Below are 24829 nucleotides of genomic sequence, written 5' to 3'. Positions count from 1 at the left end.
AAATCTATTTTTTACAAGTGAAACTGAATATAACAAACTTTTAGAATTCCATTTCAACTAATTTATCAAGACAAATTACTTTAATACTAGAATCGAATAAAATAGGACTAATCATTGAGTTACTTATCACAATAAATGGCATAACTCTCCACTGCCTCAAATTATTTGTTTCGATATTATAATTGGACAAAGCTATTTGCAAATTTCTTTCGAGCCAATCTGCACGCCTTTTGTGCTTAGTAACAATACAACTGTCACCGACTGAATCGATGAAAAGTTTACAATGTTCGTGATGAATTTCATATGGAGTTCTCGCACGATTCAAATCTTTGCATTCAACTAACCAAATAATTCTTTTCTTAGGGTTTATAACCAACACGTCTATATCCCCAAGTTCTCCGTTTTCACTTTGAATTTTATGTTTCCCTATTTTTTTAACCTGGCTTCTAACAATGAGATCGCCATTTAATCTAAAATACTCCTCTACCTTTTGATTAAATTTTTCTCCCGTTTCGTTAACATACTTGCTGATATACTGCTTCATTTCTAGACATTTTGCTTTAAAAGTACCATTAAAAAATAAACTGACGAAATAATACAAAGAGTTATATAAATGGTTATAACTAAAAATTAAAAAATCATCATGAAGTATTAATGGCCTACGTAAGTAAGATAATTCCCTATTGAATCTCCAAGGCCAAACGTCATATTTTTCAAACGGTTTGCTGGGATTAAGAAAAGAACTCCTCTTTGATAAGCTCATTATGGCAACAAACTGATCAAAAACTTCTTCTGCTATACCATAATTCTTCTTAGCGACTAACTTCAGTTTATCAATCGGCTCGCAAACGTCAGGCACTTCTCTTCGAATAGATATTTCCAGAAACATTCCTGCTAACTGCACGAAATCAAAATAATTCAATCCAAATTCTTTATTAAAACCAGCTTTAAACTGTACGAAAGCCGATTCATCTTCTTTTACTCCGTCCTCAGAATCAATCCAGTTATATTTAAAATTCTCCGTTCTTTGATGTACTTCTCCCTTTATAATAGAATAATAAAAACTGCTATAAATATCGGCAAACTTACTTGCTCGCGTACTAAATCCTCCATCTTTCTCAATTATGATATCAACTTTTCCTAGTTTATATCTAATTAGATCACTTTCTTGACCAAGGGAAATAATCCGTGAGGCAATTGCGAGTAAACGATCAAACTTTTCTAATGTAAAATCATGGTTCCCTTTTGGTGGAGAAGCAGCAACATATTCGATCAGGAATCTAATTGCTACACTAGCTTGATTGAGCTCCTTTGTTTCTTTTTCAATTTGTTTAAGTGCATTTTCCCCCTCTGGGTAACATGCCACAAATGCCGGAACATTTAAATCTGATGTCATTCTTTTCTTTACTGCTGAATCATTATATATAATAAGCATATTTATTAATGTATGAGGCTCAAAAAGTGCAATCTCTTTCTCTAATTTTCGAAAAAGGAACCCTACTATTTCATTTAATAAACTACTTTTTTCTTTCTCGGTTAAATTCTCAGGTGAAATTTTTTTCTCTTTCACAAAACTTGAAATTTCCTTTATAATGCCATTTTCGTCTTCTGGTTGAATCGGTCTAAAAGGCGGTAGTAACCCAATAGGTGTAAGCTCGGATTGACCAGGATTGGTCACAATTATTTTCTTCTTCTCTTTAGGAAGCATTACTCTCTCTAATTCTTCTAAAAGTACTTGTCTCTCCAATAAAATACCTTCCCGTTCAAACAAGTCTGCCATACAATGAAGCAAATGCATCATTGATTTTTTCTCAGCTAAGTTATCCGCCCTAAACAGTAAAGCCGCGAAGGGTTTTCCAATACTTAAATAGATATTATTTTCGCACGAACTTGAACAAAAGGGATTACACCCCTCGTCATAATTAACGGATACTCGATCCCATTCCTCTATATCATTTAAGCTAACCTCAACATTTATGGTTTCATAAGGAAATTGGTTGATAGCCTCTAAGTGAGAAGAAACTTGCCATATCCAATACGTAAGCATGTCAATAACTAAATAATAATATTTCATTTCGAATTCATTTATTATATTCTCTTTGGGAACAACCCAAATCCATCGAGAAGAAGTTATCTCAATAACAAATCCAAAATGCTCCTTCAGGATTTCTTTTGACACATTGCAAAAATATATAGGTATCTGGCTATTTGAATATACTGAAGAAACTTCGACGGTTATATTTTTGTATCGCGAGGGTACAGCATGTATTCTCGAATGTAAAAAAGCCTCCTGCTTTAATGGGAGTCCAGTGTTTGTCCTTAAGAATAACGCTGCTTTTTCTGAACCTACTGGCAATCTAAATTGATAGCCCTGCGACCGATAGAAATGAAATAAATCTAATTCGTCATAATACACCAAATCTACATTATTCTTAAAATGCTCTTTGCAAATGACATACTTATAGAGCCTTAGAACTTCGTCTTGTTCTAGCGTAGAAACCACAGATAAACTTTCTAAATTTATAACTAAAAATGGAAACCCGAATTCCTGGTCTATCGATAACGATATTTCTCGGCCAAAATTTTGAATTGCTATTATGAACAGTATAGATTTGGGGGGAGACGGTTGCTGACCTAAAAATTCAATAGTATTTACAATAGTATTTTTCAGTGCCGTTGATACATAATTCCCATTTGCCTTTGTGAACATTTGATTTGAATCGTAATCATCTAGGGGATCAGTAACAGTCAAAGTTACTGCTACTTTATCGGAATCCAGGTTATATATCCCTGCTTTAAGAAAGAAATAATCCGTATTTAAGTCGGCTAACAGGTTGGAACCCATCTTTTGCATTGACATCTCCGAGCTTAATTCGGCAGCATCACTTATAGCAGCAGCCAACTTATTCAGACAATTATATTCTTGCGCTTTACAAAAAATATAATGAATCAATGATGAAAGAATTAAATGAGGAGAAACAATTATTATATTATCCTGATATTTTACTAACGGCTTCAGATTTAATATCGTTTGGTCGGGTTCATAGTCTTCTTTAATTGAACCTAATTCACAACAAAATTCATTTAATATATCAATTTCCAATTCTAATTCTGATAATTCAGAATTTGTGAATGTAACTGCGCTTACGAGTTTTTCTAATTCGTTTTTTGAAGGGACCTTGATTTCAAAATTACCTTCGTTCTGTACAAAGACTCCATAATTAAGCCCTGCTTTTTTTAACATCTCATGACTTAATGATAGTATCGTATGAACCACAAGAAAAATATTATCTATAAATTCTTTTTGTTCATTTGCTAAATTTATCTTATAAAGCCCGTTAATAAGTAGTCTAAGCTGAAAAGCGCTATTTAGAGATATCCCCGGGAATACATTGTAGCCCCCACCAATAAAATGGACATTTTCAGTAAATAAATTTTCGCTAGGATACATATAATTGATCAGGAATTCCAAACCTATTTTTTCCAAATTATTACATATATCATTTAACTCATTCTCACTAATATCACCCTTTGCTTTGTCTGGAGTTAAAGATGTTACGCAATGGCATAATAGATCTAACCTTAAGTGACAATCTGCATTCTCAGGCATTAACCTCAGTGCTGCCAGTTTACCAATCAATGGGAAACTATTATAAGAACTTAATATTCTAAAAATTTCACCAACCATCTAGCATCTCCATTCCGTTCCGATTATCTTTATAACCGCGGCGAAATTTGGAATTTATAAGGGTTATTCTTTTGATTCCTTACAATCTTACTTCAAAGCTTTTCATGATAGGTTAGACGTGAGTATTACTAGTTATCCATAAACTCATCAAACTTTTCATAGAATAGGTATAATGGTTTTCTCATAACACCCAATCCCTTTTCAATCATCATTTGAACAATGCTTTCCCCGTTAAGTAAAATGATAGGAACCGCGCCTTTTTGGAATGATTCATTCTTTGCATCTTCAGTAAAATCAGAAGTTGTGAAAAAAATGCCTTGTTCATATTTACCTTGAATAGCTCCTCTAAATTGTTGTATTTCTTTGCGACCTACTTTACCCTGCCATCGTTTACATTGAAAAGCAACGTTCATAGAAGCAAGTCCGATTTTCAATCTTCCGTAGCCATCTATACCACCATCTTTGCTGATTTTAGTTAAAAATAAATTAATAAAACCATAGGCATGCAAGAGTTTTTTTGCAAACTCCTCAAACTGTCTTGGAGTGATCTCATAAAGTTTCTCAAGCAGCTGCGACTTAAACTCTTCTTCATAAGAATCATATAACTCAACAAGATTTGTCGATGGTGCTGAGGATACGGCCCAAGAGACGTTGGAGTTACTTATCCTGTTTCTCCCCTGCTCAGTTATAGCCCAAACCCCACGCTTCGGACTATATACATCGCCTTTAGTTATTAACTTCATTCTTACCCATTGAATTCTATTAGTCCATTTATTACCACCAGATTCTATCTTTTCCTCTAGTTCATCTGGGGTCAGTTCGGGAAAAAGAGTAGTTACACGTTGATATATTTCCTTGGGCTTGCCTTTACCACCTAAGCTTTCCAAAACTCTTAAAAGAGGAATCTCGATTTCGGTCTGACTTGGCATTGTCATGAATACTCACACCTTAACATTTAATTTTCAATCAAAAAGTTCGGCATGACGAACATGTTTTGCAATTTATTCTCTAGAAAAATTTCTCAAACCATTGTTGATTTTAGAAAATACTGTTCTTGAAGGTATTCGACAACATTCTAGTATTTCCCTTCCAAATTAATTTGTAGAAAAGGGAAGATTGTCCTAATTAGATAGAACAATCTTCCCTTTTCTATACAACATTTATTGCTAAAAGATTAATAACTAGCAAAGTACTCAGGCCGTAAAACTCGATCGATAAAGTTTTTATCGGTTTTCGGATCATATTCAACTATTTGCCACTCTCGTTTTTCTTCCCAATAAACCATCATAACTTTTTCATAGTCGGGATGAACAGCTTGCGTTTTTACTAATGCATTACGTTCCTGATCGTTTATCACTCTCTTTGTTTCAATTAATAAAATACCGTTGCCTCTGGTACGACCATTTATTCCTACTATGAAGTCAGGATAGAAATCTGGTTGTCCGGGAAGAGGCATTGTTACCGAGAATCCTTTTCTAGGAGGGTTGCGATGCCACCATTTAACAATACCCGATAAATCATTATCTAGGTATTCAGCAAAAGGGCGCTCCCATGTATTTAAATCTTCCGGAAAAACACCATAAAGATTTAAGCGAGAAGGATCTAAAGGTTCAAAAGTATTAATATAATCAGGCAACGGTTCACATTCTATACTTTCAGTAAATTGTGCTACTGCTTCCGAAACTGCCCTTTTTAGTTGTAGTGGGCGAAGTGCTAATATCTTGTGAAACCCTGAACGCACTTTATCTTCTGTATCAAATAGATGGTCAATCCCTTTCCGTTCAATTTCTATCCTAAATTGATTTTGAAGTGCCTCGTGTAGTTCACGGATATTAATTACGTCCAAATCATCAACCGATAGAAGGGTCAGTTGAGCTTTAGCATCAACTTCTTTTTGAGCTAGTTCAGCTCGGACTTCTTCAGGACGCTCCTTCGTATTTCCGAATATTTCTATTTCTTCCATTATTATTTTCGCGGCACTTTGTTGTGCAGCAAGTAAAGAGTCATCATCAAACCTAAATCGTCCTACAATGTGTTGAACAATATCAACGTTATTCAATGAAAGCCTAGCACGTCGAAAACGTCTTGGAGCACCCAAATCTTTATTTAGATAATAAAAATATCCAGACCACTTCGAAGATTGCGAGTTTAATTCAGAATCACTGTATTTAGTTGCAGATTCATTTATAAGCCCCCATTCTTTAAATAAATCCACATGATAAATATTTTTGGCAGTTACTATAGGACTGTTCTCATTCTTGAACACGTTGTTATTTTTTTCTAGTTCATTAGCCTTAGTTTGATCAAGTTCAACTTTTTTGTTGGCATCACCAACTGTATTTTTTTCGTTTCCACCATCATATGATAAAAACGATTCTGCTCCTCTTTGTGTAATTTCCATTTCTGGAATATCAATAGGAACTACTTTCACATTAGTTGTAACAGAGGCCAACTCTGTTTTTACCTGATTAATTCGTTGGGCTGCGCTTGTTAGCCCGGTTTGATTGGAATTGTTGGAGAGAAATACGTAACCGTAATTAAGTTCTTTAGGTAAACCTTGAACATGTTGTAGCCGCCTATCCACCCTCAAAATGCGACCTACGATCTGAACTCCAAAATCATCATCTCGGTTGGAACGGAACGATACAAGGGTAAATGCCCGAGGTGCATCGAATCCAGTAGCTACTGCCATTTTGAAGATAAGCACTTCTACTGATTCATCTGCTGCGATTGTAGATAAATAAGGATCAGGCTCATCAGCTGTATGAATACGAATTAGACTGCTCTTTCCTTCTGTTCGGAATCCCATTTCTTTTAGCCATTGAACAGTTTGGTCTACAGATCCTGGGTCCGAATCTACTTGTACGAGTAGTAAGGGTACCAATGTTTGTCCTGCGTCCAATAATGTCTTTTTTATCTTATTATGAGTAGCAACACCTTGTTTTAGAGCAGTCCTCTTAAAATCAATGAGACTTTGGACATCTGTTGGAGCTTTAAATACAGCTACTTTCACCCCCTCTTTGATTAGATGATCTTCTATTGCCTGGTGCCGGGACACTGTTATACGACGAAGATTGGTTATTCCATTAACTTTTGTGAAGTGATCTATGTTCTTATCCCGGGGCGTTGCTGTAATAAGGATAGTTAGTTCAGGTGATAACACATTCTTATAAAATGCAAATGCTTGTGTTTGGCCTCTAAAAGTATGATGAGCCTCATCGATTATTACTCCTATAACAAACCCTTGGGCTCTTGCATTATTTACCAAACTATCGATAGAGGGCATCTCCTCCGTACCTTGTCTAACTTTACGACTTGCTTCGTTTGAAACCGCCACACTTGCCCATGTAGTAACAAAAACATCCCCTGACTTTAAGTCAGTAGGGTCGCGATCAATAGAAGGGTTCTTCGCCCTTAAAGTAATAAACTCTTTTTTTATTGTTCGAATTGCTTGATCTATTAATCCAGTGAACGGTGCAATCCAAAACCAAATAACTTTCGGTATTCTTTCATTTGTGAGTATATTTGTTGTAGTATATAATTGACTAATATTTTCCCCTACATGACCTGCCATTAAAGTTTTTCCAGATCCAGTAGGGGCTTCAAATAATAAGGCACCGACGTCTGATACAATAACTCTCTTGTTTTCATTGTAAGATTTTGATACTTTACTTAACTTCGATAATTCATTTAAACAAGTTTTAAATACTGCTGTTCCGTTATTTACTGCATCTTTTTGAAACTGTTTTAAAACAGTAGCTGTTTTATTATCCATACTACTACCTCCCCAACCTACTAATTAGAAAATCAGGAATTTTTTCTATCTGTAAATGACTAAAGTCAAATCGTTGTCGGATTATTCCCGGTTGCCAGGAATAAATAATTACTGGTTTTTGCAAGTTTTCTATTCTATCTTGCAATTCGTCCATAATTTCTTGATCAACTTTAGGTAGATAGAAATAATCAGGCTCATTTGACTTACCTAAGGCTGTTTGAAATGATAACGCTTCATTAAATGGGTAAACAGACCTTGAATGTATATTTTGCAAAGCCAACCATATTTGGTCATGGCGAATATCAAATGTTATTGTTTCTTGGGGTATTCGATTAACTCGCATATATGCGAAGTTGCCACCTATCCCTTTCTGACCGTTAAATCCATTGATAACAGCCGCCAAGCGCGGGGCTGTTACGTCTCTGCAAACATTTTTGTTTGGTTCTTTTTGCGATGCCTCTGTGCTTGAAACTAGAATAAATCTCCTGTTTGATCCTTCTTCACTATTATTTAATTCTAAAACCGCCTGCCCCGTTGTACCTGAACCAGCAAAAAAATCAAGTATTATATCATTAGGTCCGGTTGCCTGTTCAATAAGATTTCGAATTAATGATGGTGGTTTTGGATATGGAAAAGTTAATCCAACATCTCTAAGTGCCTTCGTTCCCTCACTTGTTAGACCTGAACTTATTGCACCTAAATTTTCTTCTGTTAGTCTACCGTTTTCAAGTATCCAACTAGATAATGGCTGGGCTGTGTTACGTACTTTCTTTTTATAAGTTTTAAATCTCGGCTTCCCAAATCCAATTTTTTTATTAACCCAGAATTCAAGATCTTCTTGTTCTGCTAAATGTGGCGGGGCAGTCCCTTTTTTAATAGCAAATTCTATTTCTTCTGTTGAATTATAGATAATAGGTGTCGGTTCATCTGGAAAATGCACACCATTTCGCTCAATAAGTTCTTCCATTGTTTCTGTTCTAACTTCTCTATCTCCCAATCGTTCTTTAGTCGCACGAGCCCACACTCTATTTGGATCACAAGGATACCAAATATTTGTCTTAGGATTATAAAGAGGATAAAAGAGATTTTTGCGTTGCTTTCGGTTAAAACCTAATGTTAACTGAGTAGAAGTCCACCAGTCTTGCTCAATCTCATCCCAATTATTATATTTCCCCCAGTCTTTATCACTCCCCTTAAATCTGAACGAATCTCCCGCATAGACCAATACGTGTTCGTGATCACATGAAAAAAAATGTTTTAGACCTGCTGCGTTACTCGAACGTCGCTTCTTCCAGACCAACGTCCCTACACGCATACCCGGAAATACTTGATCCATTAATAGTTCTAATTTAGATCTATTCTCGTCATTTATTGATACAAAAATGACGCCATCACTTGTCAATACATCCTTAGCAAGAAGCAATCGACGATATATGTACTCCAACCAAGTAGAGTGACGATATGAATCATTCTGATCAATAAATCGATCGTTGTATATAAAATCCTTATTCCCTGTATTATACGGAGGATCTATGTAAATACATTTTATACTGTTCTTATATGCAGTAGTAAGGTAACGAAGTGCGTCGAAATTATCACCTTCAATTACAAAATTCTCAAAGGGGGTTGTACCTATAGATAATTTTTCGTCATGTTCCAACAATACAAAATCGGTATTAAGAGCTTTTTCATGTTCAATTTCGTCCCGTTCCCATACTAGTCCCAGTTTTCTATTCGCATCTCTTTTAATTAATAAATCGATTAGTTGGTCTTTACTAAGGTGGCTATACCGATCAATCACCAAATTAAACACTCCATTTCCTTTTTTTCAAGTGTACGTTACTATCTTTCTATTTGTCCATCTTAATAACAATTAAAAAACAATAACCACGCCGCAACCTGAATAGCGATTTGTCTATTATGAAATTAGTTTTCTTCTATAAATAACAATGGTATTGAGCTAAAGTTATCTCCGAAGTCTGGAACATGCAAAATTGCTAAAACTATGAATATTATGCAGCGAACAAAGATGCTACTAACAAAAATAAGCCACACACTTTTATCTCATAAATTCGCAAAATACAAACATAAAGAGACGACGTCGGATACGCCGTCTATCACATCTTTTATTATCTGAATGCTTTGGATGAAACAGGCAAGGAATTGAAATCAAATGATCTACTCTTTCTCCCTCTTTCACTCACTTATCACATGTTTTTTCAACTTTATCAAGGATTCTATTCGCAATATCAGAACTTTATTGTGTGGCTAAAAATCCCTCACCAACAAAGCCACACTCTCCACATGCACCGTATGCGGAAACATATCCACCGGCTGCACCTCCACCGTGTGGTACCCGCCATCCTCCAGCACGCGCAGGTCGCGCGCCAGCGTCGACGGGTTGCACGAGACGTACACCACGCGCTCCGGCCTCATCGCGAGGATCGTCTCCAGCAGCGCGGCGTCGCAGCCTTTGCGCGGCGGGTCGACGACGATCACGTCAGGCGCGATGCCCTGCCGCTTCCATTCAGGGATGACGACCTCCGCACCGCCGACCTCGAAGCGCACGTTGCGGATGTCGTTGACCAGCGCGTTGCGCTTCGCGTCCTCGATCGCCTCGGGGACGATCTCGACGCCGTACACCTCGCGGGCCTTCTGCGCGAGGAAGAGCGAGATCGTGCCGATGCCGCAGTAGGCATCAATCACGGTCTCTTCGCCGCTCAGACCGGCGTAGTCCAGCGCCTTCCCGTACAGCACCTCCGTCTGAACCGGATTGACCTGGTAGAACGAGCGCGCCGAGATCGCGAAGCGGATATCGCCGATCGTATCGTAGATGACCTCGCTGCCCCAGAGCACCCGCGTCTCGTCGCCGAAGATCACGTTCGTCTGCTGCCGGTTGACGTTCTGGCAGATGCTCTGCACGTCCGGGATCGCCTCGCGGATCAGCCCGACCAGCTCGTCCCTACGCGGAATGTCGCGGCCATTCGTCACGAGCACGACCATAATCTCGCCCGTGTTGAAGCCATAGCGTGCGATGACGTGGCGCAGCAGCCCCTTGCCCGTCTCCTCGTTGTACGGGCGGATGCCGAGCTCGCCGGCGATTCGCTTGACCGCGGCAACGACGGCGTCGTTGTTCTCGTGCTGGATCAGGCACGCCTCCATGTCGATAATCCGGTGGCTGCCCTGCGCGTAGAAGCCGCCGATCAGACCGCCTTCTTCGCCCGCGGCGAGACCGATCGGCACCTGCGCCTTGTTGCGATACCGCCACGGATCGCTCATGCCGAGCGTCGGATGCACGACGATGCCCGCATCCCTCGCGTCGCCACTCACAGCTCCCACGCCTGCATTAGCCTCCGCACCTACGCGTATCTCGGCTACGCCGCTCTCCGCCTTGGCTCCGGCCACTCGCAGCTTCCCGATCCGCTCCAGATTGTCGACGACAAGCTGGCGCTTCCAGCGGAGCTGGGCGTCGTAGCTCAGGTGCTGGAGCTGGCAGCCGCCGCACTGCTTGTAGATCGGACAGGGCGCGTCGATGCGGTCGGGGCTCGCTTCAATAATCTCCAGCAGCTTGGCGTAGCCGTACTGCTTCTTCACCTTGAGCACCTTCGCCCGTACTTTCTCGCCGGGCAGGGCGCCCTGAATAAAAAGGGTAAAGCCGTTCACACGGCCTACCCCTTCTCCGTCATGTCCTAAGCCGACAATGTCGGCGATATATTCTTCGTTCTTCGCGACGGGCAGGCCGCTGAGATCGGCAGCGGGCCCGCCCGGGCGTCGTTTATTCTTCCTGTTCATGTTCGTCCACTCCGGGTCTCGTTTTCCATGGCAGCTTCATCAGGTTGATCGGAGGCGATTTGTACGTCGACTGGCCCGTCTCGTCGATGAAGATGTGCAGATGCTGCGGCAGGTTCGTAAAAATACACGGCAGCGTGCCGCCCAGCTCCCCGTCCAGGTTCACCTGCACGTAATCGGGGGACGTCACTTGAATTTGCTTCGTTTGCAGGTAGATCAGGTTCGGGTCGGACAAATGCTCGCCGCGCAGCGCCAGCGAGACGACGCGGATAAACTCCGCAAGGTTGCATTTGCGCAGGATCAGCACGTCGAACAGACCGTCGCTGAGCGACGCGTCCGGCGCCAGACGCTCGAAGCCGCCGACGGAGTTGCTGTTCGAGATGAGGAAGAGCATCACTTCCTCGTGCATCTCCACCTCTGCCGTCTTGATATACAGCTCGATCGGGCGCAACCGCGGCAGCTTCTCCAGCCCTTTCATATAGTAGGCCATCTGGCCGATCATCGTCTTGAGCTTGCTCGGCACCTCATAGGTGAGCTCGGTCAGCGATCCGCCGCCGGCGATGTTGATGAAGTAGCGCTGGTTCACCTTCCCGACGTCGATCACCCGCGCGTGCTGGCGCAGAATGACGTCCACCGCGCCTTCCCAGTTCCGCGGAATGTTCAGCGCCCGGGCGAAATCGTTCGTCGTCCCGAGCGGCAATATCCCAAGCGGCGGCCGGTTCGGCTTCTCCGCCAGGCCGTTGATCACCTCGTATAGCGTGCCGTCGCCTCCCGCCGCGATGACGATGTCGAATCCCCGTTCCACCGCCTCCGCCGCCGCGAGCGTCGCGTCGCCTTCCCCAATCGTCGCATGCGTGCTCGTCTCCAGCCCGCCGCGTTCCAGCCGCTGCAATATTTCCGGCAGCCGCTTCTTCATTTCTTCCCGGCCGGAGGTCGGATTATATATGAGCCTTGCCCGTTTGACTGGCTGTGCCATTCTCTCTCTCACCCGTTCACATAAGAAATCGTATGAAAGCATTTTTGACCATGGGTCGTTTGACCGCAAAAAAACTGCTAAAGCTGTGTACACGTTTCGTCCTGCATCTTATCGACAAAAGGCTTGATCTGCCGCTCGATCCACCGGGAAATGCCGGGATGCGGCAGCAGCGCCTCTCCGTTGTACCGATACGAATAACCCTGCAAACGCTCCGGGATAACCACTTCGGTAAAATACCCCTCGCTCAGGAACAGCGGTGCCACAATGACCGTATGCCCTGGCTTGCGAATCCGCCATAGCTTCATCCGCTCCGGAATCTGGTTGGGCAGCAGCATCGCCGAAGCCGCTTCGTCGAAACCGCCAAGCCGCTTCAAGCGCTCCGCCAGCCGCTCCAGTCCTCGCCTCCATCGCTGATGGAAGCCGTTCTCGATGCTTCCGTGGCCGACGAGCAGCACCGTTTCGCGTCCCGGGTCCGTTGACAGCGCTTTGATTTTCGCATAGACGATCTCGGCGATCACCGGATCGTCGTCGATCGGCGTCGTCAAGTGAATGCGTGCCCGAATAGCGAACGGCTTCATGTCCGTCGGCAGCTGCGGCGCTTTCTTGGCGCCCAGCGCATAAGCGATCTCGTCGATATGTGTGCTGCCGGACGAGACGAAGAGCGGAACGACGACGATATTCGTAACGCCGAGCGACTCCAGGTGCGTGATGCCGTCCTGGATCAGGCGTCCTTCCACAATTTCCAGAAAGGAGGAAAAGACCGGTATTTCTGCAGGGACCTGCACCGCGCCGACCGCTTCGTCCACCAAGCGGACCCACGACTCGCTCCGGGACCCGTGACTTATCACTAATATACCGTATTTTACCACACCGTATCCCTCCCGGGTGAAAAAGATCGCATTCCGCAGCGCTGTCTTCCAGCCAGCCGCACGAACACGAAAAATCCCACTCCACCGGCCCGGCGAGAAGGATTTGTTCGAGTGCTCCGTTGTAATCGAGTCCGGACGCGGTAAGAGGTAACGTTCGTTTTACCTTCCCAGCCGCTCCAGCGTCATTTTGTAGCCGTCGTTGCCGTAGTTCAAGCAGCGCTTGACACGCGAGATCGTAGCCGTGCTGGCGCCGGTCTCCGCTTCAATCTGGTTGTAGGTATTGCCCTTGCGCAGCATGCGGGCAACCTCAAGCCGCTGCGACAGCGACTGGATTTCGTTCACCGTGCACAAGTCGTCAAAAAACACATAGCATTCCTCTATATCCTTGAGTGTCAGGATCGCCTCGAATAACTGGTCGATCGCTTTATCATTCAACTTTTTCAGCTGCATTACGAATTTTCAACCCCTTGATGGTCTGCTAAGATCGATGAATTCCAAAGTCCATAACCTATTTCGACATCTGGGAGTGAAATCCTCCCTTTAAGTTAGCAAAACGTTGCTATTTTTATGCGGTGACGAACTAAACCGAAACTGGGCAAAAATCATAAAAACCGTGACAGGAGTCCAATCCAACCATTCGCCCACCACATACAGTATACTAGGAAACCGCCTATAGAGGAAAGTGCGACAAGGTGAACTTTGCGACATTACTATGAATAAAAGGGTTGTGAAACGATGAGCTATCCAAGACAAATGATTGGCAACCGAGGCATGACGCCCTATCCGCGTGCCGTCACGTACGCGTATCCGCATGCCTCGCCCCAGGTGTATGCTCCAGGCCAGCAGCAAGTATTTACGCGCAGTCTAACGCCAGCTGCAGGTATGGGTGCAGGCAATCCGTACGGGAATTTCGATGAATTCAGCGGCGGTAACCCGCTGGCTTTGCAGCCGGCGGCCGAACAGGAGGGCGGCGGTTTTCTCTCCTCGCTGTTCGGAGGAGGCGGCGGCGCAACGGGCACGGCGGGAGGAGGCGGCGGAGGCTTTAACGTCGAACAGGTCAAGAACGTCATCGACAAGCTCGGCGGTGTGGAAGGCATTGTCGAGACCTTCAACAAGATGCAAAAAATGGTGCAGAGCGTTCAGCAATTCGCCCCGATGCTGAAGGTCCTGTTCAATTCCTTCGGCAAAAAAGATACGGCCGCCTCCAAGAGCGGGGGCAACCGATCCTCCACCGGCAGGAGACGACGCAGGCGCCGGGGACCGACGCAAGGCCGCAGACGGTCGCGCAAATAGCCGCCCGGCCGCATTACCATTCTGGCCGCTAGGCTTGAAAACAATCTAAACCGGCTGTGCTCGCCGTTTGAATACGGTTCGGGCGCAGCCGGTTTTGCTGCTTGTGCCTGCGCTATGCACAAGCTTTGCAGCCCCCCCGCATACTTCTCGAAGCTTTCGCACAACCTTTTGCCATCCGGCCGAATTATTGCTAAACTAAGATAAGTAGTATACATCACGTAACTAGCTAACCATAGTATAGATAAAAATTGCAAAGGATGTGGAAAAAGCATGCTGTTCACTTCTTACCCGCTGCAAAAGCTGACGCTCAAAAACCGGATTGTCATGTCGCCGATGTGTATGTACTCCTGCTTCGACGAAACGGGCCGCGTCACGGATTGGCACAAAATCCATTACCCGGCCCGCGCTGTCGGCCAAGTCGGACTCATCATCGTGGAAGCGTCGGCCGTCACGCCTCAAGGGCGCATCTCGCCTTACGACCTTGGCATTTGGAGCGACGATCAGGTGCCGGGCCTGCGCGAGCTGACCGGGCTCGTGCACGGACAAGGCTCCCATATCGGCATTCAGCTGGCCCATGCCGGGCGCAAGGCCGTGCTGGACGGGCCGATTCTGGCACCGTCGGCGATTCCGTTCGACGACAAGTCGAAAACGCCGGAAGCGATGACCGCCCAGCAGATCGCCGAGACCGTCGAAGCGTTCAAGGCGGCCGCGGTGCGGGCGAAGGAAGCGGACTTCGACGTCGTCGAGATCCATGCCGCGCACGGCTACCTGATCAACGAGTTCCTGTCGCCGCTGACGAACCTCCGCGAGGACGAATACGGCGGAGACCGCGACGGCCGCTACCGGTTCCTGCGCGAGATCATCGACAGCGTCAAGACCGTGTGGGACGGACCGCTGCTTGTCCGCATCTCCGCGCACGATTACCATCCGGAAGGCCTCACGCCGGAAGATTACGTCTATTACGCCCGTTTGATGAAAGCGCAAGGCGTCGACTTGATCGACGTTAGCTCCGGCGCCGTCGTGGGCGGTCCGCCGAAGGTATATCCGGGCTACCAGGTTCCGTTTGCAGAGCTGATCCGCCGCAGCGCGGACGTGCCGACCGGAGCCGTCGGCTTGATTACGCAGGCCGAGCAGGCGGAGGAGATTTTGCAGAACGGCCGCGCCGATCTGATCTTGCTCGGCCGCGAGCTGCTGCGCGATCCGTTCTGGGCACGCACCGCCGCCAAGCAGCTGCGTGCGGAGCTCACGCCGCCCAAGCAATATACGCGCGGCTGGTAAGCCTTAGCTTAGCGCGTCAAAGCATGAACCCGAACCGCAAAAAGCCGGCAGGCTCCCGCGACGCTGTAAGCTCGTCGCAGGGCCGGTCCGGCTTTTTTTCTCATGCTGCTATATGATCTGGCTGTTTATATCGAACAGGCGCGTCAAGCTTCGAAGACGGTGTGCGGTCCGGCCGAGGCGACAGCGGACCCGTCCGCTCCCAGGGAACGTCCCCGGCCGTCCAAGCAGTGCTCATGACTGCATTCGCTGTAATAGACCGTAACTTTTCGCGTATCCTGCGTACCGATGACTTGATGGCAATGCTTGCACAGAATCGTTCCGAGGTGCACTTCCTTCTCCATTACACGACGGCTTCTTTCCACGCTTCATCGCTCTCCTTTTTCATGGTTTCGGAAACAATTTTCGCCAAATCCATTACCCGGCTCGCATACGCCCATTCGTTATCGTACCAAGCCAGCACCTTGATCTGATCCTCAGCGACCATCAACGACTGGCCGTCAATGACCGCCGATTGATCGCAGCCGATAAAATCCGAAGAGACGAGCGGCTCGTTGCTGTAGCCCAAATAGCGGGCCATCGGACCTTCCGCAGCTTGGCGGAACGCCGCCTGCACTTCCTCCAGCTGAACCGGCCGCTTCACCTGTACGGTGAGGTCGACCAGCGAAACGTCCGGCGTCGGGACGCGGACCGAGATGCCGTTCACGTGCGGCGCAAGATGCGGCAGCACGTCGATGAGCGCTTTGCCTACGCCCGTGCTCGTCGGAATGATCGACTGCGTGCACGCGCGCGCGCGGCGCAAATCGGAATGCGGATTGTCCATGTGCTTCTGGTCGTTCGTGTACGAATGAACGGTGGTCATCCAGCCGTTTTTCACTTGAAACGCCTGATCCAGCACGTGCAGCACGGGAGCGACGCAGTTCGTCGTGCAGGACGCGGCCGACAGCAGCGTGTGCTCCTTTGCGTTGTAACGATCATCGTTGACGCCCATGACAACCGTCAAGTCCATGCGTTTGCCCGGCGCCGTAATCAGCACCTTGCTTGCGCCCGCCGTCAGGTGCCGCGAAGCGCCTTCCCGGTCGTTGAACTTGCCTGTCGCGTCGATGGCCAGATCCACGCCAAGGTCTTTCCACGAAATGGCCGCCGGGTCGCGCTCGAATACGATGCGGATGCGCTTACCGTTAATGATCAGATCGTTTCCTTCCTCGCGGATATCGGCCTTCCATGTTCCATGTATGGTGTCATATTTGAGCAAATGGGCAATCGTGCCCGCTGGGTATAGTGAGTTAATTGCTTGCAGGCCCATCCCGTTCTCATCCGTATCAAAAGCGCGGCGAACCAGCAATCTGCCGATCCTTCCCATCCCGCTTACGCCAATTGTTCCTGTCATTCCGGTACCCCTCCCAAGCTTGCTGTTGGTTTTGCAACGTCTATATATAATGTATAACATATAATTAAATAGTACACAATAAATATTTTCATTACATTTTTGTGACGACATATAATCCGACACGGAAAGCCTAATCCAACTACAAGCCGACAAAAGAAAAAAAAGCCGCCCGTGGCAGCTTCTTCCGAATTATATCAATCTATTTATGATTCCTCATCCATACCATCCGGTACTCTTCCGTCGACGTCTCTTCGTCGATCATTTCCTCTTCGATGCGGAAGCCTTGCTTCTCATAGAAGCGGACGGCGCGCTCGTTCTCGCGGTACACCTGCAGCCGGATCGCGGTCCGGTCTTGTTTTACATGGTCGAGCAGTTGTTTGCCCAGCCCTTTCTTCTGATGCCTGCTGTCGATAAATAAGGCGGCCAGGTAATCGTCCACCATGGAAACGAACCCTGCAACGTGTCCGCCTTCCTCGATCACAACCGTATCCGCCATCGGCAAATACTTCGTCTTCATCTCTTCCGCATTCGCTCGCCAATATTCCGCATCGATAAAAGGATGGGCGGTCAACGATTCTTGCAGCCACAGTTCAACTAACCAATCAATATCTTGGGGACCGCTCGGTCTGATGCTGCTCATTCGACAGTTCACTCCTGCTTGTTCATTTTTCGAATCATTCTCATAACGACGATACGCATTCGAATTTCCGGGAAAAAGTCTATCGGCTAACGCGGCTATCGCTTATTCCGGTCCATATACCAGCGCGCCAGCTCCCGCGCTTCCTGCTCCGGCAGGCCCGCCAAGCGGAAAAAGGCACCTCGTCCGCCCGACGCCACGGCAATCCGCAAGGTAGACAAGCCGAGCCTGCTCTGAAGCGGCCCGATCTCCACGCTGACGGACTGCACCCGCGACAGCGGGATGACCACGGTCGTCTTCGCCAACCGGCGGAAGCGCAAGACGAGCATCCGGCCTTCCCGGCTCCAGCCCGCGCTCCGGTACCTCCACCATTGCCAGATCATGACGAGCGGGCACAGCAGCAGCCCGGCATAAGCCCACGGGGCGATAAAACCAGCTGCCACCGAAGCCAGCGCCAGTACGAGTGGAGCCGGCAGCGCATAGCACCACAACGCCCGCCGCGGCAGCGCATGATGCTTCAGCGAAGCCGGAACCTCGAACTGCGGCGTCATCCGTTTCACGAATTCGCCGATCTCGCGATTGCGGAGCAGCGGGAATAAATGCGCGTTTTCCCCCTTTTGCGCGCCATAGCCGACGGTTTCCGCATAAATCGCTGAATAGCCGAAGAGCTGCCACAGCGGCTCCTCCACGATGCGGACCGCCTGAATCCGGCGGAGCGGAACGGTCACTTGCCGGCGTTCCAGCAAGCCTCGGGTCAGGAGCAGCTTGTTTTCTTTTCGGGTAATCGTAAAGTTTGCGAACTTCAAGATGGACGCGATCGTCGAGATCATCCACGCCAGCAGCAAAATGCCCAATGCGAACAAAGGAATCATCGCCGCATCGAGCGCATTCCACAAATACCGGTACACATGAAAGTCCGGGAACAGCTCGTCCAGCTTACTCATGGCCGCCGTCAGCAAAGAAACGGACACCCCGAATCCGCCCGTGGTCAGCGCGGCGACGAACAAGCTTCCGGCCGGAAGCTTGTAGGTCAACCGGAGCTTGGGAGGCTCGTTCCCGGCAGGTACGCCCCCGGGCTGCCCTTGACGGTGGGGCGCTTTCCCCGGCTCCAGCATGCTTCGCAGCCGCGAGGCGTCCCCGCGGGCGAGCGCCGGGAACACCGCCTCCGGCTTCCGGCCCCCGGCGGTCTGCACCTCGACGCGGACCAGCCCGAACAAGCGGTGCAGCACCCCTTCCGTCACATCGACGGACTGGATACGCTCCAGCGGGATGAACGTCTTTTTTTGCACGAATACGCCCTGCGTCACCTTAAGCTGCTCATCCGATACTTCGTACCGGAACCAGCGCCAATACAATAATCCCCATACGATAGAACCCACCAGCGCGACCAAGCTCCAACCAACCTGAAAATACAGCGGGCCGTCCGACCCGGAACGCGAATGCTTGGACAGCAGAATGACGATCAGCGGCACGATGAGTCCTTTGACGATCTGCAGCGAGACTAATATGGCGGCAAACGGGTGGAGCCTTCCCTTAGAGGTCTTCATGGGACACCTTCGCCAGCTCCGCAATCCGCACGCGCAGCGCTTCCGCCGTCTCGCTGGTCAGCGCGGGAATCTGATGGCTGCCCGCCGCCGTGGAGAACGTAATGCCCGCCAGCCCGTAGGCCCGCAGCAGCGGACCTTGATTCGTATCGACATGCTGGATGCGCACCATCGGAATGAGCGTCCGCTTGACGAACATGACCCCTTGCTGCAGCATAATCTCGTCTTCCCGCACCTCGTAACGCCACCGTTTCCAGCGCAGCTCGGGCATGACAAGAACCGTCAGGACGATTTCCGCCAGCACGCCTGCCGCAAGCACAACGGGAATCCACCCGGGCCAATGAAAACGATGCGCGAGATAAAATACGGCAGCGGCCAGCAGGGCGGAAACCGCCGAAGCGATGAATCCGCTCCATCTCCAGACGACGATGGCTTTGCGGTCAATTTGTTCCTGCGGTTCGATCATTCGATTCACTCCAATACCTGGCAAAAAGCTTTATCGTTTTATTATCGAACAAACGGGTCCGCTCTGCAACCGGCCAACCCCAACGTCATCCTGAAAAGACAAAAAGCCCGGCGCGGTTCATGCTTACGAACGCCGTTCCGGGCTTTAGTTGGATGGCTTAGGTGAATGGCACCGGGGGCACCCCCAGCCACGGCCACCCCCGGTTGGTTATACCGGTTCAATCGTGCCGGGACGGTCCCTTGCCGCCTCTTCCTGGAGCAGCCCGGCCAGCTTGCGGTCGGTCTCCTCGTCGGAGAGCGGACGATACAGCGTCAGCTTCAGATCCGGATCGTCGTAAAGCTGGAATGTAATATGCTCCATGATCAGCGTACCCGCCTTGGGGTGCCGCATTTCCTTTCTTCCGATCCGCGTGCCGAAGATGTCGTGTCTCGGCCACCATGTGCGGAATTCCGGACTAAGCTCCGTCAGCTCCTCCACCAGTGCCTTGAACCACGGTTCGCCAACGAACCGGCTGCAGGTCGAGCGAAATTGCGCCAGCAGCCGCTGCGCGTGGTCTTCCCAATCCGCCAGCAGTGCCCGGTACGCGGGCGAAGCAAAGCAGCGCCAGATCGCGTTCCGCTCTTTATCGTTCATCCGGCTAAAATCGCCGAACACCACGCACGCCGCTTGATTCCATGCAATGACGTCCCAGCGGTGATCGGTGACGTAAGCCGGACAGTCGGCAAAATGGTCCATGAAATTTTGCAGCACGGGATGCGCCTTGTCTTTATGGGATATGGCGGCTTGCGCCGGCGGCAGCTGCTGATGCGCCAGCAGAAACAGGTGGTTCCGCTCCTCCACGCTCAAACGAAACACCTGTGCGAGGCTTTCCAAGACTTCGGCCGACACATGGATGTCTCTCCCCTGCTCCAGCCACGTATACCACGTCAAGCCTACCCCGGCCAATTGGGCCAACTCCTCGCGCCGTAGTCCTTTGGCCTTGCGCCGGGGCCCTGTGGGCAATCCGAAATCCGCGGGCAGCAGCCGGCTTCGGCGCGACTTCAGAAAATCCCCCAGTTCCTTTCTCCGCTCCTGATCTTGACGAATCACAGGATTTTCTCCTCCCAAAACCGTTACTCCGAATACTAGGATAAACAAGAATCTATTTAGATGATTGTAGTTCCTATAACATGACGTTGTAAAGAATTCCATCCACCGGACAAGGAGGTGATTCGGATGAAAGCTTCCTTTGCCGAAGCGGCGCAGAGTTCCCTTTTGACACGCGGTTTGGTGCTTCTGATGGCGTTGACTTGCGGTTTTACCGTAGCCAACGTGTATATCAACCAGACGCTGCTGGTGAGCATGGCGCATACGTTCCGGACGACCGAGGTGCAGATCGGACTGGTGGCGACGCTGGTTCAGATCGGCTACGCGCTTGGCAATCTTTTTCTCGTACCGCTCGGTGACCGGGTGGAGCGGCGGCGGCTGATCCTCGTGATGCTCGGTCTCGTCAGCCTCGCCTTGGCGTTGGCCGCGCTGGCGCCAAGCACAAGCTGGCTGATTGCCGCCCATCTGCTGATCGGGGCCACGACCGTTATCCCGCAGATCGTCTTTCCGTGGGCCGCGGAGCTGGCCGATGTCCGGCATCGCGGCAATGTGCTGGGAAAGGTGGCTATCGGGCTAATCTGCGGCATTTTCGGCGCCCGGCTGCTCAGCGGAATCGTAGACGCTCAGCTCGGCTGGCGGGCGATGTACTGGATTTCGCTCGCCTGCATGCTGCTGCTCATCGGATGGGTGCGCTGGAAGTTCCCGAGGAGCAAGCCGTCCGCCGATCTGACGTACGGAGCGCTTTTGCGGTCCTTGGGGCCGTTGTTTTTGAAGGAACCCGTCCTGCGGCAAGCCTGCTTGAGCCAAGGCATGGTGTTCGGCGCGTTCAGCGTATTTTGGACTACCCTGGCGTTCCTGCTGAAATCGCCCGTATACTCTCTGGGAAGCGAATTCGTCGGCCTCGTAGGCTTGATCGGATTCGGAGGTGTGTTTGCCTCACCCATCGTCGGACTCATCATTGACCGCAAAGGCGCCTGGTTTGCCAACCTGCTGTGTCTGCTCGTCGTTGCGGCTTCGTTCCTGCTTCTTGCGATTTCGGGCAACCGGCTGCCGGTTCTGCTGCTCGGCGCATTCCTGCTCACCGTCGGCACGCAAGGGAACCAAGTCGCCTGCCAAGCGCGAATCTTCGCGCTTTCTGCCGAAGCGCGCAGCCGGTTGAACGGTTTGTACATGGTCTCGACCTTTCTGGGCGGCGCGGCAGGCTCCTATCTCGGGGTGCTGGCGTGGAGCCACGGGCAGTGGAGCATGGTGTGCCTTACAGGATCGCTCATGGTTGCCGCATCGTTCGGCGGACTGGCCGGACGCCGGCGCAAACAAGCTATCGGATAATAACAATAACAGGAGCTTCTATTATGTCATCTTCTCACGAACAAACGTACCAAAAGGGCTTGGATATTTTGGCCCAAATCGATAAAGAAAATTATCAGGCTATTGTCGACAGCTTCAAGCACTCCCCTGCCCCCGATCTGGGAAGGCTCGCCGTCGAATTCAATTACGGACAGCTCTTTTCGCGTCCCGGATTGGATTTGAAGTCCCGCTTGCTCGCCTCCGTCGCGGGCTTGACGGCACTGGGGAACACGCAGCAATTGCGGTTTTATATTAACGGAGCGCTTAACGTCGGCTGGACCGAGGAAGAGATTGTGGAAACGATTCTGCAGATGATCATCTATGCCGGATTCCCGGTTGCGCTGAACGCGATCTTCACGGTCGCTCAGGAGGTGTTCGAAAGCAGGAGAGCAAAAGAAGGCGGTAATAGCGGGGGACAAACGGCGGGATAACGAGGCGGACGCGGATGAGCTGAACGAAGGCGGGTAAGGATTAGCTAAGCGTATGCGAATGAGGATGAGTGAGCCGAGCGTGGGTTGATGATGAGGACGAGCCGTGAGAGGCGGCGGCAGGCAGAAATGGTTAACTAGGACAAGTTACGATTGACGACCGGCGGGTACGTGCAAGGACCGACAGGAACGCCACAACTTGCGTTCGAACCTCTGCTAAAATTTTTGCCGTCGTCCAAAAAAAGGGACTCGCCTCACACCACATGGAAGGATATGGATGCAACAAAAAGACCGCTGCGACGGCTGGAAACCAGCATCTTTCGCGGCGGTCTTTCTTATGGCTATGCGATGGGAGAATTAAGCGTTCGCTTTCCCTTTAATCACTTCGAGCGGCTTGTGGTTGCCGTATTTCGGGTACTCGCGCGTCGTCGGAGCAGCCCATTGGGCGGCGTTGCGGATGACGCGGCGCACCTGCTCGTTGTAATAGGTCGGGTACGTTTCGTGACCCGGACGGAAGTAGAAGATTTTGCCTTGGCCGCTATGGAACGTGCAGCCGCTGCGGAATACCTCGCCGCCCTCGAACCAGCTGACCATAATCAGCTCGTCCGGCTGCGGGATGTCAAAATGCTCGCCGTACATTTCCTCCGCCGGCAGCTCAATATATTCGCTGATGCCTTCGACGATCGGGTGGCCCGGGGAGACGACCCAGATGCGCTCTTTCTCGTCGGCTTCGCGCCATTTGAGGTCGCAGCCGGTGCCCATAAGCTTCTTGAAAATTTTCGAAAAATGCCCCGAATGCAGCACGATCAGCCCCATGCCATGCAGGACGCGCTGATGCACGCGCTCTACGATCTCGTCCTGAACGTCGCCATGGGCTTTATGCCCCCACCAGATCAACACGTCGGTGTTGTTCAGCTTCTCTTCGGTCAATCCATGCTCCGGCTCGTCCAGCGTCGCGTAGGCGACTTCGAAGTCCGCGCCCAGCCCTTCGCCGATTGCCGTGTGAATGCCGTTCGGATATACGGAACGCACGATCTCGCTTTCTTTTTCATGACGGAATTCGTTCCATACGGTAACGCGCAGTTTTTGGCTCATGAGAGTCCCTCCACATTGGAATTGGAAGCTTTTCTTACAGTATAGTGAATCCCTTTGCAAAAAGATATTCCCAATCCTGTTTCGTCTGTATGCAAAACTGCCATCGCTTCCCGTTTCGTGATATACTGAATTGCGGAATGTGCCTAGAGAGGCTATAGACCGATCTATTCAAAAATGGCTTACCGCCTATTGTACACATAGAAGCGAGGTGCGCCGGCGCACTTATGAAAACCGTCGTCGAAATGCCAATGGAAACGGCCAGCGAGGAGGAGGTTATTTACCAGAACCCGCTGCTGTTCTTAAAAATATGGGAAATTTGCTCGGATTCGCCCTACCACGGCCTCTCGGAGAAATGCCGGTGGCATTACCACAAGGAAGTGGAATTTCTAGCCATCATCGAGGGGCGGCTCGGCATCCAGACGAAGCACGAGTATACCGTCATCGGTCCCAGCGATCTGATCGTGCTCGGGTCCTCGCAGCTCCACCGGACAGCCAAGCTCGATCCGGGGAGGCTCCGCTATATTGTATTTCAGGTCGATTTGCCCCAGCATTTCGACCAGAGCACAATGCCTTACCTGCACTGCTTCTCGGAGCTGACGCAGCCGCTGTGGAAGCTGAATTATATTTTCCGCGACAATGACGCAGCGCGGCGGGAAGCGTACACGCTCATCATGGATATCTTCGGGGAGTCCCAAAGCCGGATGCGCGGCTACGAGCTGGCCATCAGCGCTTCGATCAAGCGGCTGATGCTGCTGCTCATGCGCAGCGACACGGCGGGCGTGCTCGGCGGCGCGGAGGAACCCGAGCTGACCCGGCTCCGCCCGGCGCTCGATTATGTCGACCGGCATCTGAGCGAGAAAATCGCCGTGGAGGACATGTGCGGGCTGCTGAACCTGAGCTACCACTATTTTATCAAGTATTTCAAGAAGGTGATGGGCCTCTCCTTCGTCGATTACGTAAACTACAAGCGCGTAAAAAAAGCCGAACGTCTGCTGCTGACGCGCGATCTGAGCATCGTCGAGGTCGGCTTCGAGGTCGGCATCCCCAACATGGCCCAGTTCTACAAGCTGTTCAAACGGCACAATCACTGCTCGCCGAAGGAGTTCAAGCAGCGGATGCGCGGCGAAGCCGGCGTCGGCGTGAGCGAAGCCGCACCGCAGACGTAGGCAGC

20 protein-coding genes are annotated in these 24829 nt (G+C 49.3%); 5 read left to right on the top strand and 15 right to left on the bottom strand.

The features are described 5' to 3' along the window. Positions 1-40 precede the first annotated feature (40 nt). The 8 genes from QJ48_RS18140 to QJ48_RS18105 all read right to left on the bottom strand — a co-directional run bounded on the left by QJ48_RS18140 (position 41) and on the right by QJ48_RS18105 (position 13547). Positions 41-3688 (bottom strand): hypothetical protein, encoded by a 3648-nt coding sequence (locus QJ48_RS18140; RefSeq protein WP_054974960.1) that lies wholly within the window; start codon positions 3686-3688, stop codon positions 41-43. Between the two features lie 128 nt (positions 3689-3816). Then, a complete protein-coding gene (locus tag QJ48_RS18135) occupies positions 3817-4623 on the bottom strand; it encodes a restriction endonuclease (RefSeq protein WP_054974959.1) in 807 nt (268 codons plus the stop codon). A 239-nt stretch (positions 4624-4862) separates the two neighbouring features. Further along, entirely contained in the window at positions 4863-7463 is a 2601-nt protein-coding gene (locus QJ48_RS18130) for a DEAD/DEAH box helicase (RefSeq protein ID WP_054974958.1), read from the bottom strand. A 4-nt stretch (positions 7464-7467) separates the two neighbouring features. After that, the gene (locus QJ48_RS18125) at positions 7468-9264 is read right to left on the bottom strand and encodes a site-specific DNA-methyltransferase (protein ID WP_237762964.1); all 1797 of its coding nucleotides are present in this window, start codon (positions 9262-9264) and stop codon (positions 7468-7470) included. A gap of 467 nt (positions 9265-9731) precedes the next feature. Beyond that, positions 9732-11255, bottom strand: coding sequence for a 23S rRNA (uracil(1939)-C(5))-methyltransferase RlmD (gene rlmD, locus QJ48_RS18120; protein WP_193394462.1), 1524 nt, complete (start codon positions 11253-11255; stop codon positions 9732-9734). Continuing rightward, complete coding sequence (locus QJ48_RS18115; protein ID WP_054974956.1) at positions 11239-12228, bottom strand: diacylglycerol kinase; 990 nt, start codon at positions 12226-12228, stop codon at positions 11239-11241. Before QJ48_RS18115 ends, rlmD begins: the two co-directional genes overlap by 17 nt. A 77-nt stretch (positions 12229-12305) precedes the next feature. Beyond that, positions 12306-13097 carry a sirohydrochlorin chelatase gene (locus QJ48_RS18110; protein WP_054974955.1) on the bottom strand — a complete coding sequence of 264 codons (792 nt, stop codon included), beginning with the start codon at positions 13095-13097 and terminating at the stop codon, positions 12306-12308. 159 nt (positions 13098-13256) lie between these two features. Then, positions 13257-13547 carry a YerC/YecD family TrpR-related protein gene (locus QJ48_RS18105; RefSeq protein ID WP_010494821.1) on the bottom strand — a complete coding sequence of 97 codons (291 nt, stop codon included), beginning with the start codon at positions 13545-13547 and terminating at the stop codon, positions 13257-13259. Between the two features lie 285 nt (positions 13548-13832). Here QJ48_RS18105 and QJ48_RS18100 point away from each other — a divergent pair, with 285 nt between their 5' ends. Next, positions 13833-14390: a hypothetical protein gene (locus QJ48_RS18100; protein WP_054974954.1), complete on the top strand. Its 558-nt coding sequence runs from the start codon at positions 13833-13835 to the stop codon at positions 14388-14390. Between the two features lie 270 nt (positions 14391-14660). Further along, positions 14661-15668 (top strand): NADPH dehydrogenase NamA, encoded by a 1008-nt coding sequence (namA, locus tag QJ48_RS18095; protein ID WP_054974953.1) that lies wholly within the window; start codon positions 14661-14663, stop codon positions 15666-15668. A 143-nt stretch (positions 15669-15811) separates the two neighbouring features. Here namA and QJ48_RS18090 read toward each other — a convergent pair whose 3' ends face one another. The 6 genes from QJ48_RS18090 to QJ48_RS18065 form a co-directional block, all read right to left on the bottom strand. Next, positions 15812-16030 carry a GapA-binding peptide SR1P gene (locus QJ48_RS18090; protein ID WP_157261678.1) on the bottom strand — a complete coding sequence of 73 codons (219 nt, stop codon included), beginning with the start codon at positions 16028-16030 and terminating at the stop codon, positions 15812-15814. Continuing rightward, a complete protein-coding gene (gap, locus tag QJ48_RS18085) occupies positions 16009-17055 on the bottom strand; it encodes a type I glyceraldehyde-3-phosphate dehydrogenase (RefSeq protein WP_054974951.1) in 1047 nt (348 codons plus the stop codon). Before gap ends, QJ48_RS18090 begins: the two co-directional genes overlap by 22 nt. A gap of 199 nt (positions 17056-17254) precedes the next feature. Further along, positions 17255-17695 carry an N-acetyltransferase gene (locus QJ48_RS18080; protein ID WP_054974950.1) on the bottom strand — a complete coding sequence of 147 codons (441 nt, stop codon included), beginning with the start codon at positions 17693-17695 and terminating at the stop codon, positions 17255-17257. A 95-nt stretch (positions 17696-17790) separates the two neighbouring features. Beyond that, positions 17791-19239, bottom strand: coding sequence for a PH domain-containing protein (locus QJ48_RS18075; protein WP_054974949.1), 1449 nt, complete (start codon positions 19237-19239; stop codon positions 17791-17793). Further along, on the bottom strand, positions 19226-19702 hold the full coding sequence (locus tag QJ48_RS18070) for a PH domain-containing protein (RefSeq protein WP_054974948.1): 477 nt from the start codon (positions 19700-19702) through the stop codon (positions 19226-19228). Before QJ48_RS18070 ends, QJ48_RS18075 begins: the two co-directional genes overlap by 14 nt. Before the next feature lie 207 nt (positions 19703-19909). Further along, complete coding sequence (locus QJ48_RS18065) at positions 19910-20788, bottom strand: helix-turn-helix transcriptional regulator (RefSeq protein WP_054974967.1); 879 nt, start codon at positions 20786-20788, stop codon at positions 19910-19912. Positions 20789-20917: 129 nt separating this feature from the next. On the opposite strand from QJ48_RS18065, the gene QJ48_RS18060 reads away from it, so the two are divergent. Beyond that, a complete protein-coding gene (locus tag QJ48_RS18060; protein ID WP_054974947.1) occupies positions 20918-22117 on the top strand; it encodes an MFS transporter in 1200 nt (399 codons plus the stop codon). A gap of 23 nt (positions 22118-22140) precedes the next feature. After that, positions 22141-22566 carry a carboxymuconolactone decarboxylase family protein gene (locus QJ48_RS18055; RefSeq protein ID WP_054974946.1) on the top strand — a complete coding sequence of 142 codons (426 nt, stop codon included), beginning with the start codon at positions 22141-22143 and terminating at the stop codon, positions 22564-22566. A gap of 354 nt (positions 22567-22920) precedes the next feature. Here QJ48_RS18055 and QJ48_RS18050 read toward each other — a convergent pair whose 3' ends face one another. Continuing rightward, complete coding sequence (locus QJ48_RS18050) at positions 22921-23658, bottom strand: ThuA domain-containing protein (protein ID WP_054974945.1); 738 nt, start codon at positions 23656-23658, stop codon at positions 22921-22923. Positions 23659-23882: 224 nt separating this feature from the next. Here QJ48_RS18050 and QJ48_RS18045 point away from each other — a divergent pair, with 224 nt between their 5' ends. Continuing rightward, positions 23883-24824: an AraC family transcriptional regulator gene (locus QJ48_RS18045; protein WP_054974944.1), complete on the top strand. Its 942-nt coding sequence runs from the start codon at positions 23883-23885 to the stop codon at positions 24822-24824. Positions 24825-24829: the final 5 nt, after the last annotated feature.

It is taken from the genome of Paenibacillus sp. A3, from assembly GCF_001399685.1.
Lineage (GTDB): Bacteria > Bacillota > Bacilli > Paenibacillales > NBRC-103111 > Paenibacillus_G.
The sequence above is the reverse complement of the archived record's forward strand: the minus strand, read 5'-3'. Positions and strand labels throughout refer to the sequence as shown.

Coding starts and splice junctions, on each gene's coding strand:
- QJ48_RS18140 (WP_054974960.1), bottom strand. CDS start 3,688: ATGGTTGGTGAAATTTTTAGAATATTAAGTTCTTATAATAGTTTCCCA.
- QJ48_RS18135 (WP_054974959.1), bottom strand. CDS start 4,623: ATGACAATGCCAAGTCAGACCGAAATCGAGATTCCTCTTTTAAGAGTT.
- QJ48_RS18130 (WP_054974958.1), bottom strand. CDS start 7,463: ATGGATAATAAAACAGCTACTGTTTTAAAACAGTTTCAAAAAGATGCA.
- rlmD (WP_193394462.1), bottom strand. CDS start 11,255: ATGAACAGGAAGAATAAACGACGCCCGGGCGGGCCCGCTGCCGATCTC.
- QJ48_RS18115 (WP_054974956.1), bottom strand. CDS start 12,228: ATGGCACAGCCAGTCAAACGGGCAAGGCTCATATATAATCCGACCTCC.
- QJ48_RS18105 (WP_010494821.1), bottom strand. CDS start 13,547: ATGCAGCTGAAAAAGTTGAATGATAAAGCGATCGACCAGTTATTCGAG.
- QJ48_RS18100 (WP_054974954.1), top strand. CDS start 13,833: ATGAGCTATCCAAGACAAATGATTGGCAACCGAGGCATGACGCCCTAT.
- namA (WP_054974953.1), top strand. CDS start 14,661: ATGCTGTTCACTTCTTACCCGCTGCAAAAGCTGACGCTCAAAAACCGG.
- gap (WP_054974951.1), bottom strand. CDS start 17,055: ATGACAGGAACAATTGGCGTAAGCGGGATGGGAAGGATCGGCAGATTG.
- QJ48_RS18080 (WP_054974950.1), bottom strand. CDS start 17,695: ATGAGCAGCATCAGACCGAGCGGTCCCCAAGATATTGATTGGTTAGTT.
- QJ48_RS18075 (WP_054974949.1), bottom strand. CDS start 19,239: ATGAAGACCTCTAAGGGAAGGCTCCACCCGTTTGCCGCCATATTAGTC.
- QJ48_RS18070 (WP_054974948.1), bottom strand. CDS start 19,702: ATGATCGAACCGCAGGAACAAATTGACCGCAAAGCCATCGTCGTCTGG.
- QJ48_RS18060 (WP_054974947.1), top strand. CDS start 20,918: ATGAAAGCTTCCTTTGCCGAAGCGGCGCAGAGTTCCCTTTTGACACGC.
- QJ48_RS18055 (WP_054974946.1), top strand. CDS start 22,141: ATGTCATCTTCTCACGAACAAACGTACCAAAAGGGCTTGGATATTTTG.
- QJ48_RS18050 (WP_054974945.1), bottom strand. CDS start 23,658: ATGAGCCAAAAACTGCGCGTTACCGTATGGAACGAATTCCGTCATGAA.
- QJ48_RS18045 (WP_054974944.1), top strand. CDS start 23,883: ATGAAAACCGTCGTCGAAATGCCAATGGAAACGGCCAGCGAGGAGGAG.